9 protein-coding genes are annotated in these 15,065 nt (G+C 39.2%); 6 read left to right on the top strand and 3 right to left on the bottom strand.

The annotated features are described in order from the left end of the window. Window positions 1-78: 78 nt before the first annotated feature. From ACEW8O_RS13255 to ACEW8O_RS13240, 4 genes are all read left to right on the top strand, one after another. Window positions 79-3,162, top strand: a complete 3,084-nt coding sequence (locus ACEW8O_RS13255) for a VPS10 domain-containing protein (RefSeq protein WP_373495103.1) — start codon at window positions 79-81, stop codon at window positions 3,160-3,162. 142 nt (window positions 3,163-3,304) lie between these two features. Next, complete coding sequence (locus ACEW8O_RS13250) at window positions 3,305-5,209, top strand: fumarate reductase/succinate dehydrogenase flavoprotein subunit (RefSeq protein WP_373495102.1); 1,905 nt, start codon at window positions 3,305-3,307, stop codon at window positions 5,207-5,209. Between the two features lie 5 nt (window positions 5,210-5,214). Next, window positions 5,215-5,949 (top strand): succinate dehydrogenase/fumarate reductase iron-sulfur subunit, encoded by a 735-nt coding sequence (locus ACEW8O_RS13245; RefSeq protein WP_373495101.1) that lies wholly within the window; start codon window positions 5,215-5,217, stop codon window positions 5,947-5,949. A gap of 321 nt (window positions 5,950-6,270) precedes the next feature. After that, window positions 6,271-6,978 carry a hypothetical protein gene (locus ACEW8O_RS13240; protein WP_373495100.1) on the top strand — a complete coding sequence of 236 codons (708 nt, stop codon included), beginning with the start codon at window positions 6,271-6,273 and terminating at the stop codon, window positions 6,976-6,978. A 38-nt stretch (window positions 6,979-7,016) separates the two neighbouring features. Here ACEW8O_RS13240 and ACEW8O_RS13235 read toward each other — a convergent pair whose 3' ends face one another. The 3 genes from ACEW8O_RS13235 to ACEW8O_RS13225 form a co-directional block, all read right to left on the bottom strand. Further along, on the bottom strand, window positions 7,017-9,857 hold the full coding sequence (locus tag ACEW8O_RS13235; RefSeq protein ID WP_373495099.1) for an alpha/beta hydrolase family protein: 2,841 nt from the start codon (window positions 9,855-9,857) through the stop codon (window positions 7,017-7,019). A gap of 81 nt (window positions 9,858-9,938) precedes the next feature. After that, window positions 9,939-11,858, bottom strand: coding sequence for a M14 family metallopeptidase (locus tag ACEW8O_RS13230; RefSeq protein WP_373495098.1), 1,920 nt, complete (start codon window positions 11,856-11,858; stop codon window positions 9,939-9,941). A gap of 124 nt (window positions 11,859-11,982) precedes the next feature. After that, window positions 11,983-12,486, bottom strand: coding sequence for a hypothetical protein (locus ACEW8O_RS13225; protein WP_373495097.1), 504 nt, complete (start codon window positions 12,484-12,486; stop codon window positions 11,983-11,985). A gap of 377 nt (window positions 12,487-12,863) precedes the next feature. Between ACEW8O_RS13225 and ACEW8O_RS13220 the strand changes: the two genes are divergently transcribed. Both ACEW8O_RS13220 and sufB read left to right on the top strand, forming a co-directional pair. Beyond that, window positions 12,864-13,340 carry an Lrp/AsnC ligand binding domain-containing protein gene (locus tag ACEW8O_RS13220; RefSeq protein ID WP_373495096.1) on the top strand — a complete coding sequence of 159 codons (477 nt, stop codon included), beginning with the start codon at window positions 12,864-12,866 and terminating at the stop codon, window positions 13,338-13,340. A gap of 278 nt (window positions 13,341-13,618) precedes the next feature. Next, the gene (sufB, locus tag ACEW8O_RS13215) at window positions 13,619-15,064 is read left to right on the top strand and encodes a Fe-S cluster assembly protein SufB (RefSeq protein ID WP_373495095.1); all 1,446 of its coding nucleotides are present in this window, start codon (window positions 13,619-13,621) and stop codon (window positions 15,062-15,064) included. The last annotated feature ends 1 nt before the right edge of the window (window position 15,065 follow it).

The following is a 15,065-nucleotide window of genomic DNA, read 5'->3' as shown; positions in this document are numbered from 1 at the left end:
ATGTAGAATTGAATCCGACTTTGGATCCTGCTGCATTTATGTACAAAGACTAATTCCTCTTACTTTATCGATATTTTCATGTTAAAGAAATTAAATTTCAATTTCTTTTTGATTTGTATTTTCCTTTTTGTCAGCAATTCTAATGCTCAGGAAAATATCACATTAAAGGGAAATGAGCTCTTTGGGTCTTTGTCAGCAAGGCAAATCGGACCTGCTGTAATGAGTGGACGCATCAGTGACATCACCGGGCACCCAACCAATAATAGAGTTATTTATGCCGGTGCGGCGGGTGGAGGTGTTTGGAAATCAAACAATGGTGGTACAACTTTTAAATCCATTTTTGATAATCACAATCAATCCATTGGAATCATTGAAGTTGACCCTTCCAACCCTGACAATGTAGTATGGGTGGGAACAGGTGAAACATGGGCAAGAAACAGTGTTTCTTTCGGTGACGGTCTTTATAAAACCACAGACGGAGGCAGTACTTGGAACAAAGTCGGATTCGAAAACTCAGATCGGATCAGCGGAATTGCCATAAACCCCAATAATTCGGATGAATTATATGTCGGTGTTTTGGGAGCATTATGGGGAGATAGTGAGGAACGTGGTGTTTACAAAACCTCCGACGGAGGTCAGACCTGGACCAATGTTCTTGCAGGTATGAAAGATTCAGGTTGTTCAGATTTGTTTATGGATCCAAAAGACCCTAACACTTTATATGCCGCTTTTTGGCAGGTACGGAGAACTGCTTATTCATTCAGTTCAGGTGGGCCCAACAGTGCACTGTATAAAACTACCGATGGTGGGAAATCCTGGGACAAAATCCACAATGGATTTCCAAGTGGAGATTTGGGAAGAATTGCAATTACAGTAGCTCCATCCGATCCCTCAATACTTTATAGTGTAATTGAATCCAAAGAGAAAAAAGGCTTATATCGTTCTGAAGATGCGGGCAAATCCTGGGCTTTTATGAATGGTGATTTCGAGCTTACCGTAAGACCCTTCTATTTTTCAAGAATTGTTGTTGACCCTAAAAACCCTGATGTAGTTGTAAAAGCAGGTCTGTATGGTTCTATTAGCCGTGATGGTGGCAAAACATTCAAAAATCTTGGCTCCATGCATGCGGATATTCACGACATTTGGTTTGATATCAAAGATTCCGATAGATTCTATGTCGCCACCGATGGCGGATTATATCGAACATGGGATGGTGGCAATACTATGGAAATGGTAGAAAGCTTACCTGTTTCGCAGTTTTATCATGTTAGTGTGGACAATGATGAACCTTATAAAATTTATGGTGGACTACAAGATAATGGTTCGTGGTTTGGACCATCATCAAGTCCGGGTGGTATAGAGCCGGGAGATTGGCGATCCGTTGGTGCAGGAGATGGATTCAGGGTGTACAGACATCCAACCAAGAAAATTGTATATTCAGAAATGCAGGGGGCTGACAACATTTGGCGTTACGACGTGGAGAAGAATGTCATTAAAAACATCAGGCCATTCCCAAACCAAGATGAACCAAAATATCGATTCAACTGGAATACACCAATTCAGATAAGCCCTCACCACCCTGACAGGATTTATGTAGGAAGTCAGTTTTTGTTAAGGTCAAATGATATGGGCAACAATTGGGAAAGAATATCACCTGACCTGACTACAAACGACCTATCCAAGCAAAATCAATCGGCATCAGGAGGCATATCTACGGATAATTCAGGTGCTGAAAACCATACTACTATATTTACCATTGCTGAATCACCTTTAGACGAAAATATCATTTGGGTGGGCACAGACGATGGTAATGTTCAGGTGACCCAGGATGGTGGCAAGAATTGGACAAATGTGGTTGCCAATATTCCTGATTTACCCAAAAATACATGGACCTATCATATTCAACCCGGAAATTTTGGAAAAGGTACCGCCTATGCAGTATTTGAAGGGCATGCTCAAAATGATTACAAGCCATATGCTTACAAGACTATTGACTTCGGAAAAACTTGGTCTTCCATAATCAGCGAAGACGTACATGGATTTGCAAGGCATATACTTGAAGATCTCGAAAATGAAAACCTCCTTTTTCTCGGAACTGAATTAGGTTTGTTCGTAAGCATTGATGGAGGACAGAATTGGTCAAAATTCGCCAATAACATGCCAGCTGCTTCGGTACACTACATGGCCATGCATCCAAAAACCAATGATCTTGTTCTAGCAACACATGGAAGAGGTGTTATCATTATCGATGACATCAGCCCGTTGAGACAGATCAAACCTGAAATGCTGAATGAGGAAGTTTATTTTCTTAAATCACCTCCAATAGTCATGTGGGAAGAAAGTAATTTTGGTGGATCTAGTCAGGCAATCACTTTTGTGGGACCCAATCCAGACAGGTCAGCAAAAATCATTTACTACCTTAAGAAACGACATACTTTTGGCGCAATGAGTCTTGAAATATTGGATCAAGAGGGGAATAAAGTAATCAGCCTTGACCCTGGCAAACAAAAAGGAATCAACATTGTCAGATGGAGTTTCACAGGAAAAGCACCAAAGGTGGCAAAGGGTAAAACTTTTGCTATTGGAGGATCTGGAGCACCTAGAGTACCTGCAGGGACTTACAAGGTGGTCATGAAAAAAGGCAAAGAGCAATATGAGTCTACAATAGAACTTGTATATGATCAAAGGTCAGAGATCCCTCTTGAAAGCAGAAAAGCCCAGGAAAAATTGACAAGGGAGTTATCGGACATGACCCAGGATCTGGCATATTTGGTTTACAAGGTTGACAGTTATTTGGATTATGCAGAAAAAATCAAAACCAATGATCCAAAATCAAATAAATCAATGACTACTCTAATCAATGAACTGAATAAACTCAAAGAAAGATTGGTCATCACCACCGGAGACAATTATGTTGATACTGCCGAACCTGAACTCCGGGAAAAGATTTCCAAGCTATATGGATTGGTAATTTCTAATTTTGACAAACCTTCTTCCAATCAGGAAGAAACCAAAAATACCTTAAATAAAACACTGAAGGATTCCCAAAACACTTTCGAGTCGGTTATTGCCAAACATCAAAAGAGTCTTGACAAATTTGCCAAAAATGCAGGTTTAGAATCTCTTAAAATTGATGATTTTGGTACCTTTATCGAAAAGTAATTCTGGATTGACTTTAAAATTTCTATTAAAAGTCTCTGAACCAATATAGTTCAGAGACTTTTTTTTGGTCTTAGATTCAGACTTTTTTATCAGATTACACAATCGGTTTTCATGAATAAAAACTAAATTTTTATATTGTAGGATGTTAAATTCCAAAATTCCACCAGGACCAATACAGGAAAAATGGACGCAATACAAAGCCGGTTGTAAACTCATCAACCCCTCGAATAGGAGGAAATATAAGGTCATCGTGGTGGGAACAGGTTTAGCTGGTTCATCAGTTTCTTCAAGTTTATCAGAACTTGGGTTTCAGGTTGAGGTCTTTACTTTTCACGAATCTCCAAGAAGGGCACACAGTGTAGCTGCCCAGGGCGGTATCAATGCGGCCAAGGATTATAAAAATGACGGAGACAGTATCTGGCGAATGTTTTATGATACTGTCAAAGGCGGGGATTTCCGTTCGCGGGAAGCAAATGTTTACCGGATGGCAGAATGTTCCCTGGGTTTAATTGACCAAGCTGTAGCACAGGGCGTCCCTTTTGCACGTGAATACAGCGGCTATCTCAGCAATCGATCATTTGGCGGTGTGCAGGTCAGCAGGACCTTTTATGCCCGTGGACAAACAGGACAGCAATTGCTGCAAGGTGCATATCAGGCGCTTATCAGACAATCGGAAGTCGGCCTGTTGACCATCCATACAAGGCATGAGATGTTGAACCTTATCCTGGAAGAGGGGAAAGCCAAAGGGATCGTAAGCAGAAATCTTGATACCGGTCAGATCAAAAGCCATATGGCCGATGCGGTGATTTTGGCCACAGGTGGATATGGGAAAATTTATTACCTCTCTACTTTGGCAATGAACTGTAATGCGACTGCCATTTGGCGGGCCCATAAAAAAGGGGCATTTTTTGCAGCGCCAAGCTGGACCCAATTTCATCCTACCTCACTTCCCCAAATGGGTGAATATCAGTCTAAATTGACGCTGATGTCTGAATCCCTAAGAAATGACGGAAGGATTTGGGTTCCTAAAAAACCAAAGAAAAACAGATCCCCAAGAGAAATACCCGAAGAAGAGCGGGACTATTATTTAGAGAGAAAATACCCTTCATTCGGCAATCTTGCTCCAAGGGACATTTCCTCAAGGGCTGCTAAGGAACAGATTGATGCCGGTCATGGAATAGGCCCACTTAGAAATGCAGTCTATCTGGATTTTGAAGATGCAATAAAAAGAGACGGGAAAGATGTCATTGTCAAGAAGTACGGTAACCTTTTTGACATGTATAAAAAAATCACAGGAATGGATGCTTATTCTGAACCAATGATGATTTCTCCCTCTGCTCATTTTTCCATGGGCGGATTATGGGTAGATTACGAACTGATGAGCAATCTCGAAGGACTTTTTGTGCTTGGAGAAGCCAACTTTGCAGATCATGGGGCGAACAGGCTTGGTGCCAATTCACTTTTGCAGGCCTGTGTTGATGGGTATTTCATTGCTCCCCATACGGTCATGAATTATCTGGCAGGTGAAAAGCAAATCGAAAACCTGACTACTCCAAACGCTGAAAAATCAATCAAAGAAACAAAACTTCGCCTGACCAGGCTTTTATCGATTCAAGGTAATACCACAGCAGAAGAATTCCATAAAGCATTGGGGAAAGTACTGTACACCAAATGTGGTCTTTCGAGAAAAAGATCAGAATTATTGGAAGCCAAGAAAGAACTGAAAGCGCTCCAAGAGTCATTTTACAAAGATCTTGTTGTGTCAGGTTCATCAGATGTCATCAATTTCGAGCTGGAAAAAGCCGGACGGGTCGAAGATTATCTTGAACTGTCCCAATTGATTGTAGAAGATTCCCTTCAGAGAGAGGAATCATGTGGCGCACACTTTCGTGTAGAACATCAAACAGAGGAGGGCGAAGCAAAACGAAACGACGAAGATTTTAAATATGTATCTGTTTGGGAAAGCACACTAGAAGGTGAATATTTATTACATAAAGAAATGCTTGAGTTTGTATCCATCAAAATCAGTGAAAGGAGTTATAAATGAGTAAAATGAAATTGACTTTACATATTTGGAGGCAATCTGATGTGCACGCCAAAGGCCAATTTGAAACTTATGTACTTGATGACCTTGACAGCCACATGTCAGTGCCTGAAATGCTTGATCATTTGAATGATAAATTGATAAAGGAAAGAAAAGATCCAATTGCTTTTGACTCCGATTGCAGGGAAGGGATTTGTGGACAGTGTGGATTTGTTATTAACGGGCATGTACTAAGCCCTGAAGAACATGCCACTACCTGTCAGACCCATTTAAGAAGCTTCAAAGATGGAGATGTCCTTTATCTTGAGCCTTTCCGCGCCAGAGCGTTCCCGATTAAAAAAGATCTTTGTGTGGACCGAAAGGCGCTTGACAGGATAATCGCAAAAGGGGGCTATATAAGTGTCAATACAGGACAGGCACCTGAGGCCAACGGAATACTTATTAGCCATGACCAAGCCGAAAGAGCCTTTGATGCTGCTGCATGTATAGGATGTGGTGCATGTGTTGCGGTATGTAAAAACGCAAGTGCCGCCCTTTTCACCTCCGCTAAAATCAGTCATTTGGTATTGCTACCTCAAGGGAAACCGGAAGCCAAAATGAGGACTATAGCTATGGTGGAACAAATGGATAAAGAAGGGTTTGGTGCCTGCACTTTTACAGAAGCCTGCGAGGCAGTCTGTCCCCAAAGTATTTCTATTTCTCACATTGTCATGATGAACAGAGAATATTGGAAAAGTGTATAACTTAAATGGTTATCCGTTTCTTTGCCATTAAATCAATATTCTACTACAATCAAGACGGAAGACGGAAGACCGATGACAGATGTACAGAACATTTCAGTTTCCTGGTGGGAATTATATTGAAATACCATTTTACTAGCATCATTGCGTACAATCATGATAACTTGAAACTGATTAAAATAATAACATGATTTCAATTTCATACATTACAAAAATCTCAAAATCGTATCATAATTTTTTGTAATCAATATTCTAAGATTCTCAATTGTAAAATTGAGGAACAATTCTTGTATATTGGCACCTGTAATTATTAGATATTAAATTATGTACAGGTTATTACTTACTTGCCTTTTTTCGGTATTCATCATTGGGAATATCAGTGCTCAAAGATCAAGGGATCATGTTTCAGCGGGTTTTGGATTGGGAATGATGTATGGAGACAACTCAGGCATTTACAAATTCTTGCAGTTCAAAAATTTACCGGCTTTTTCTGTAGCTTATTCCAAAGAAATGTCAGATAAAATTGACATAAGAGCATCAATTGGCGGTCAAATAATCAATAGTGGAGAATATAGGCCATTAAACTCACCCAAAATAGTGGAATGGGGAAACAACGAGCAAGCCTATTTTTTTAAGGGGAATGCTTTTTTTGCTGATGTAATGCCTATTCTATATCTTAATCCAAATCAGTCCGGCCGGGCCGGTGAACCTGTGAACTATTATATTGGTCTTGGTCTTGGAGGGCTTTATTCCCAAAGAGCCCAAAGAGTCCTCCGTGATGGTGTGATTGAAAACGGTATGCTTGTGGCCGGAGCAGTTGAGAGATCAAATCAGACTTTGGTGACTCCATATGTCCCTATTAAATTAGGTATGAGTACCAACCTTGAATACGAATGGGACTTAGCATTTGAGATGAATGTCATGGGTCTTGCAAGTTCTGAAATCGATGGTAACATCATGACCAACAAGCTTTTCAATCCAGATGTACTTGTCAATTTTCAGGTAGTACTCAGGAGGTATTTCAGAAGATAATTCTATTATTATTTAGAATATATCTTCCGCAAAAACAACTATTTGTTTTCCTCGGTCAGTTCATATTTAAGAGTTTTTCCTTTTTCTACTGCAGGAATGCCTTCTGTCATCCAAAGTGGTGCCGGCGCACCTTTTAAATAATGATCAAAAAACTGAGAAAGTCTTATGGAAAGGTCTTTTCTGTTTTTTCGAAGCTTTAAATTATGGTCTTCGTCATTGTATTGCAGCAGCCAAGCGGGTTTGTTCAATCGCTTTAATGCCATAAACATTTCGATTCCCTGATACCATGGCACCGATCCGTCATCATCATTGTGCATGATCAGAACCGGTGTGGTTACCCGATCCATGAAGAATAATGGTGAATTTTCCAGAAAATAGAGTGGTTTTTCCCATAATGTACCACCGATCCTTGATTGGGCTTGTTCATATTGGAACATTCTGCTCATACCGGTTCCCCATCTGATGCCACCGTAGGCAGAGGTCATATTAACAACCGGTGCACCTGCGCCAGCTGCTTTGAACATATTGGTTCTCGTAATCAAATGTGCCACCTGATAACCACCCCAACTCTGTCCTTGAATAGCCATATTTTCCACATCTACATACCCTTTGGCCACTATGGATTGAACACCTGGAATGATACTGTTATAAGCACTTGGTCCTGGAAGTCCAAGATCATATTTGATATCAGGTACAAACACCAAATAACCATTGCTGACAAAATAGGTGATATTGATCGTAGAAGCACTTGGCGCCGGAGGCCTGTAATTATGTAACCCATCAGAATTTCTTTCATAGAAATATGAAATCATGGGATATTTTTTATTGGGATCAAAATCTTCAGGTTTGAAAAGAAGTCCTTGTAGCGGTGTCCCATCATTGGCAAGAAAATCCACCAATTCAACTGAACCCCATTTTACGTTTTCCTGCTGGGGATTTGCTGACGAGAGTTTTCTTAAAGAAGCCATATTGATATCTGTGGCATAAACATCAGCATATTCCTTAAAAGTGGATCTTCTTACCAAAAATCTGTCTTCATTTTCAGCCTTCGTCAATCCAAAGTAGCGGTGATCCGTAAATAATATCTCTTCAGGTACTTTATTTCCTAAAACATCACCCTTGAAATACCCATTCTTTTTGTTTGTTTCATGAAATGCAGATAGAATGAATGGCTTAGCTGGATCTATACCCTCTTCATCTTGATCCAATTTTATCCTTCTGAATGAAATCTTCGACTTTCTTCCTTCTCCTTGAGTGAGATTGACAGGTTGGCTTTTTCCCGATGGATCAATTTTCCAGACATCATATTTATCATATACCAGAAAACCTACATCTCCTTTGAGCCACCCTGCGGCTCCATAACTTGAAGGCAAGGAAGGCGAATCGTGCTGTTCATTGTAAAAACTTATATCCAATGCCTTGGTTAGATTAATGAGATTTTTGTCCAAAATATCATAAGATACCCAAGAACTGTCTCTATTGTCATACCAAAAGATATATTTAAAATTCGGCGACAGTTGAGGATAACCGGGAACATCTTTTTGAATAAGAGATTTTCCTCCGGTCTCAAGGTCAACCAAATATAAGTCCCGCCCTATCTGAATATTCCAACTATAATTTCTGCGGTATGGAGAATCATCCAGTCCGATTGCATATCTCGATTTTGCTTTAGCATCTGTATTGATTTGAGAAACAGTTTCATCAGCTATCGGATGTATTTTTTTTGTTTTGAGATTATACATGGTCAGAAATGTTTTGTTTTCATCCCTTTCCCTGTTCTTAAGCTGCATCGGCTGGATTTCATTTTCCTGCCAGCCCCAGATATCCAAACTTACCCTTTCATCATCCAGGATAGTAGTGTCCTCTACATAAGAAAATGAAACGTAATCCGAGGCTGTTCCAAAATATAACCTGCTTTCATCATCTGAAAAAAACAATCTCCCCTCTTTGCTTACCCTTCCCTCTATTCCTGCAAAATCTTTGGCGGCAACTTTTTGGTTAGTTTCATTTTGGATATCATACAAAAATAGATCGTAATATGGTTTTTTTGATTTTAGTGAATCCTCAGTTGTCAGGTAACTCAAAAATTTGTTTCCGGAAGAGAAAACAGGATTAAAGTAATCTGGTTTTTTAACATCAATTATTTTGGAAACTCCGGTCTTGAGGTTAAGCAGAAAAATCCCGGTATTCTTTAGTGTATCTTCTTGTGCCTTGATATAATAAAGAAATTCCCCATTTTCAGAGAACCCATAATTCTTGACCCTGTGGTATTCAAATTTTGTAGGTCCCTCCAAATTCATAACAAGAAGCTTGGTGCCGTCACTTTTTCTTGGCCTTTCTTTTGGCAGATTGTTGACACCTGTGGTATCAGCGTTAACACTTTTATCTTCTTTTTTTTGAAGTTCTTTTTCAAAATGGATGGCTATCCAATTCCCTTCTTTTTCAGGAAGGGAAAAGGATTTGATCCGTGCATGCTTCTCTATCTCCTGATTTTTAAGATTCAGGATAAAGAGACTGTCCTTTGGCATATTATCCGCTTTTGTTTTTTTCAGCTTCAAAAAGCGGACACTGTCGTATTCCGGGACTATCTTTCCTATTGCGAATTCACTGTTATTTGAAAAATAAAGCCGATTGGCTCTTGGGATAATAATTTTTTGACTTTCATTTTGATGTGAAACAATCTCCAATCTACCGTCTCCTTCCTGAGGATTGATTTCAAATCCTGCCCAAGATCCGTCTTTTGAGATTTTCTCAGAGGATACTGTTTCCCATCCATCATAATCCAAATGGTTCAATGACCTCTTCTGTTGGGCACTTAAACTCCCCATTGCGACAAAAAACACAAAGGCAACCCGGATTGCAAAATTTATTTTATTCATTTCAACAGTTCATATTTTACCCAAATTAAAAAAAGATTAAAATGTTCCTTATCAGTTTTATTCCAATGGGATTATTAGGGTTTATTTCAAAGTGATTTCTCTTTCAACATATCCACCTCTGGTGGATAGGAGTTTCAATGTGGCTTTAACAGGATCTTTTTGATTGACCTTCACCCTGAAAATTGCCTCTTTGGTTTCCCCTGATTCTGTATAACCCGCAAAGATAGTCTTATCATATAAGTCCGGAGATGTGATCTGTACTATGGCATTTTCATGGCCTTTTGTCAAGTCCTTGTCAAATTCCAGCATCAACCTGTCTTCTTTGACAATTTTGACTCTCTTGGCCTGTTCAAGAGCAACGGGAAGATTCCCTGAATTTATCCAGGTCACAGTCACAACATGTTCATTGCCGGCTTTGATGACTTTCACATCCTTGATTTCTATTTGGGGCAAATCCATGGCCATAGCCAGATTAAACAGCGATTGTTTCCTTATCCAGCCTTCCAATTGCCAAGGCGGCCCGTTCTGTGAAAAGAACTTTGGATGAAATCCACCTATTTCCACTTCGCCCAATTGAGGATGGTCAAATTTCTCCCAGGCTTTAAATCCTCTTGACTGATTTTCTTCATCATCCCATCTAATGGCATCATAATCGTCATAAACACCATCTCCATCATAATCTTTCATGGCACCATTGTTCCACAATTCATCTCCGTACCAAACAGCACCATAATAGAAATACCCGAAATCCGGACCATGACCAAACAATGGATTTGGCTTAAGTGGATCTCCGGTCAGTCGGTTCACTTTCCCCCTTGTACTGTAAGTCTCATAAACATCTCCTGCCCAAGGATAGCCGGTAATCGTCATTCCCAAGCTGTCATAATATTCATAAATCAAACGGTCCTTTAAGAACATCGATTCTTCACTGGATGAAGTGGATGGTGGCCTTAGATGCATCGGAACCCTGGTATCCAGGGAATTGACCACAGAAATATTGGGATGTGAAAGTAACCAAAGTACTGTTGACCTAGTCTCAATTTCACTCAGAGGATATTCTCCTGCTCCAAATTGTGTATATCCTCTTCCGGTTGCGTCTCCCCTATTTTCAGGTCTCCAGTTTTCAGGATAGTTTCTGTGAAGATCCAGTCCACCGATTCCATCTTCATTGTATTTGCCATCACCGTCATTGTCGATCCCTTCTGAGTACATCAAATAATCTCCCTTCCCATCCAGGACCCGCTTCATCAATCTGCCCTTAGGGTCTTTTGGATCGATGATGAAATTTGCTGTTTCCTTTTCCTCATCAGTGACAGCTTTTTTCCGCATCATGTGGATTACGCCATCACCGTTTAGGTCCTCCTCAGGATCCTCATCGTACAATCCATCACCATCCACATCGTATGGCCTGACAGTGCTTCGGTTTCTTTGCTCAGAAAAGAGGTACATATTTGTTCCATCAGGATTGTTCTGGGGGCGGACATAAATAGTCTTAGTGTCAATCAATTGGGTGATTTTTGGATCTTTGCCATAGTTTTCCAACAGATGATTCGACAACCAAAAAACTGCTTCACTTGCTGTCACTTCTCCCCCATGTCTCCCCCCTTCAAAATAGGCCGCAGGCTTATCTGTGTGTTTACCGGTTTTTTTGTTGGTAATGGTCATTTGTAATATCGGTCTTCCTTCAAATGACTTTGCAACCTCATACAGTTCGGTTATGTCAGGATACTTCTCAGCCCAAAGTCTGTACCAATGGTACATGACATCAGGAGTATGGTAAATGTCAAAAGTCAACTTTTCTCCTGCTTCGTACTGCACTTCAGGGAATTGATGTTTCTTGAAAAAAGACTGACCATGCCTTTCCCCTGAAATGGTATAAAATTTGGCTTTTTCATCTTGCTCAGGCCATTTTTTCCGGTCAACATATGATATTTCTTGGGCTACAGAAATTCCGTATGCGAAAAGTGAAAAACCTGTCAATAAGAGTAAATATTTCTTCATGATTGTTGTTTGTTGTTAAGGTTAAAATTAGGAGTTGCCATTTCCCCTTCCTAACCGCTCAAAAAAAAAAATCCCCAATGAATAATTCATTGGGGAAAAATAAACTAATCAAACAACCTTATCATTAATAACCAATAGTCAATTCAAAATTCATGGCTTCATATTTTGCAAAACCCGGAACAGGTATAGCACTGGGCATCTTTCTTAATACATAGCCTACTCTCTCTATCAGACCTTTATCAGCCTCTTCATTCAATACTTTATAACCGGTTAATTTCCCCTTATCATCAATACTTACCAAAACCCGTAATTCGTCTATTTCAGCACTCTTTTTGGTTCTAAAAATAAAGGCAGAGCTTTTATCCAACATTTCAAGTGTGGATTCTGACCATGTCCATGGGGAATAATAAAAATAATTGTTGTCAGAATCTTCTTCTGAAATGGAAGAAAGATTTACAGATTCACTCAAAGGAATGATGGAAACATTTTCTGGAACTCCATCATTGGAAGAATTCATGGTTTTTTTGGAATTGCCATCCTTATCGTTCATGCCGGATGCGAAGATTTGTTCCTGTAAGAGGAAAGCTGTTCCAAAAAATAAAATCAGAAGTGCGAGTAGCTTGTTCATGGGTTTTGCATTTAAGTTGGACAAATATACAGATAAAATATTTTCAAATGCAAATATTTGTTGTTCAAATATTTTTTTGGACACAAAAAAGTCTTGCCAGCGGCAAGACCCTTTTTAGAATATAAACCCAAATATAACTTTAGAGATTAAAAGTTTCTAAAATTAAGCTGCTCAAAATCATATAAAATCGGGTTTTTCAATTATTTATTTGACAAAAACAATTATTTACCAAATTTTCTATAATTCTCAAACAACGCTACCAAAGTAAATGCATTTTGCCCATTTTTACAAATTGAAAAATTTATTTTGGTATTTTTTAAGTATTTCATAATTTACCAGCCAATTAATTAACATAGCCTCAAATTAACCCAAAAAAAATGGACAAAATTTTAGATATTGATAATGTCGATCTCAAGATCATTTCATTATTAAATGACGACGCAAAAACTCCCTACACCGAAATCGCCAAGAAAGTCTATGTTTCTTCGGGAACCGTGCACGTCCGAATGAGAAAACTAGAGGATATGGGAATTGTAAAAAGCGCAACCCTCAATATAGATTTCTCAAAATTAGGCTATGATATTTCAGCATTTTTGGGGATCTACTTGGAGAAAAGTTCTCTTTATGATACCGTAATTGGCAGATTAAAGGAGATTTCCGAGGTGATCAATGCATACTATACTACAGGCAACTATAGTATTTTTGCCAAAATCATTTGTAAGGACACTAATCATCTCCGTACCGTACTGGATAAAATCCAAAAAGTTGAAGGCATTGACAGAACCGAAACTTTGATTGTCCTTGAAGAAAGCATCAATAGACCCATTCAGTTTTTTGATAAAAAAATTGACTGAGGTCAGTAAATTTAGATTAGGTAGCTAAAATCAGCGTAATTTGGATTAAATCTAAATTAAATTATTTTAAGATTAATCCATTATAAAATATGATTTTATTATAAAGGTCAGAATTTTAAATTCTGACCTTTTTTATTTTTAGATACCTGATTTATAATATGTTACACTGATTTTTTCCCATAATTCATAGAAAATCTAAATCCCCTTGAACATAATAATTTGGTTTAATGTTGTATCTTCGCACAGCAAACTGTAATTAGTCTAAATAACTCAACAACATGAGCAAAGACAATCAAATTTTAGAGGAATTTACATCGAGAGAATACGAACATGGCTGGTCAGTCGATCTGGAGGCGGATGAAGCTCCTATCGGACTCCATGAAGGAATTATCAGATGGATTTCTGCAAAAAAAGAAGAGCCCGAATGGTTATTGGAATGGAGGCTCAAGGCTTTCAGGAATTGGTTGACAGTGACCGAACCTGAATGGGCTAATGTTCATTATCCAAAAATAGACCTTCAGTCATTAAAATATTATTCGGCACCCAAACAAAAAAATAAGCCCAAAAATCTTGAAGAGATAGATCCTGAGTTACTTCAGATCTATGAAAGATTGGGAATATCGTTGAACGAGCAAAAGAGATTGCAGGGAATAGCTGTAGATGCTGTACTTGATTCGGTGTCAGTGGGCACCACATTCAAAGTCACACTTTCCAAATTGGGAATAATTTTTTGTTCTTTCAGTGAAGCTGTAAAAGAACATCCTGAATTGGTAAAAAAATATTTAGGATCTGTAGTACCTATCAATGACAATTATTATGCTGCGCTGAATTCCGCTGTTTTTTCTGATGGGTCGTTTTGTTACATCCCAAGCGGTGTCAGATGTCCAATGGAACTTTCAACTTATTTCAGGATCAATGCCGCCAATACCGGACAATTTGAAAGAACATTAATCATAGCTGAAGAAGGTTCATATGTATCATACTTAGAAGGATGTACTGCTCCGCAAAGAGACGAAAACCAACTTCATGCCGCCGTAGTGGAAATCTACGCCGCCAAAAATGCTGAGGTTAAATACTCCACAGTACAAAATTGGTTCCCTGGCGATAAAGAAGGAAAAGGGGGGATATTTAACTTTGTAACCAAAAGAGGAATCTGTGCAGGCGACCATTCAAAAATCTCCTGGACCCAAGTGGAAACAGGTTCTGCTGTTACATGGAAATACCCATCCTGTATATTAAAAGGAGATCATTCCGTTGGAGAGTTCTACTCTGTCGCTGTAACCAATAACTACCAACAGGCAGATACCGGGACCAAGATGATCCATATCGGGAAAAACACCCGATCAAGGATTGTTTCAAAAGGAATTTCCGCAGGTTTTTCCCAGAATTCTTACCGTGGACAGGTACAAGTGATGAAGAGGGCAGCCAATGCCCGTAATTTCTCCCAATGTGACTCCTTATTGATGGGAAGCAAATGCGGTGCACATACATTCCCATACATAGATATTCAAAATTCAACTGCACAGGTAGAGCATGAAGCCACAACATCCAAAATAGGGGAAGATCAGCTTTTCTATTGTAACCAAAGAGGTATTTCCACTGAGGATGCAGTTGCATTGATTGTAAATGGATATGCTAAAGAGGTGCTTAACCAATTGCCTATGGAATTTGCTGTAGAAGCCCAAAAACTTTTGGCGCTCACATTGGAAGGTTCAGTTGGGTAGT

Source organism: Aquiflexum sp. (genome assembly GCF_041749095.1).
In the GTDB taxonomy this organism is placed as follows: Bacteria; Bacteroidota; Bacteroidia; order Cytophagales; family Cyclobacteriaceae; genus Aquiflexum.
The sequence above is the reverse complement of the archived record's forward strand: the minus strand, read 5'-3'. Positions and strand labels throughout refer to the sequence as shown.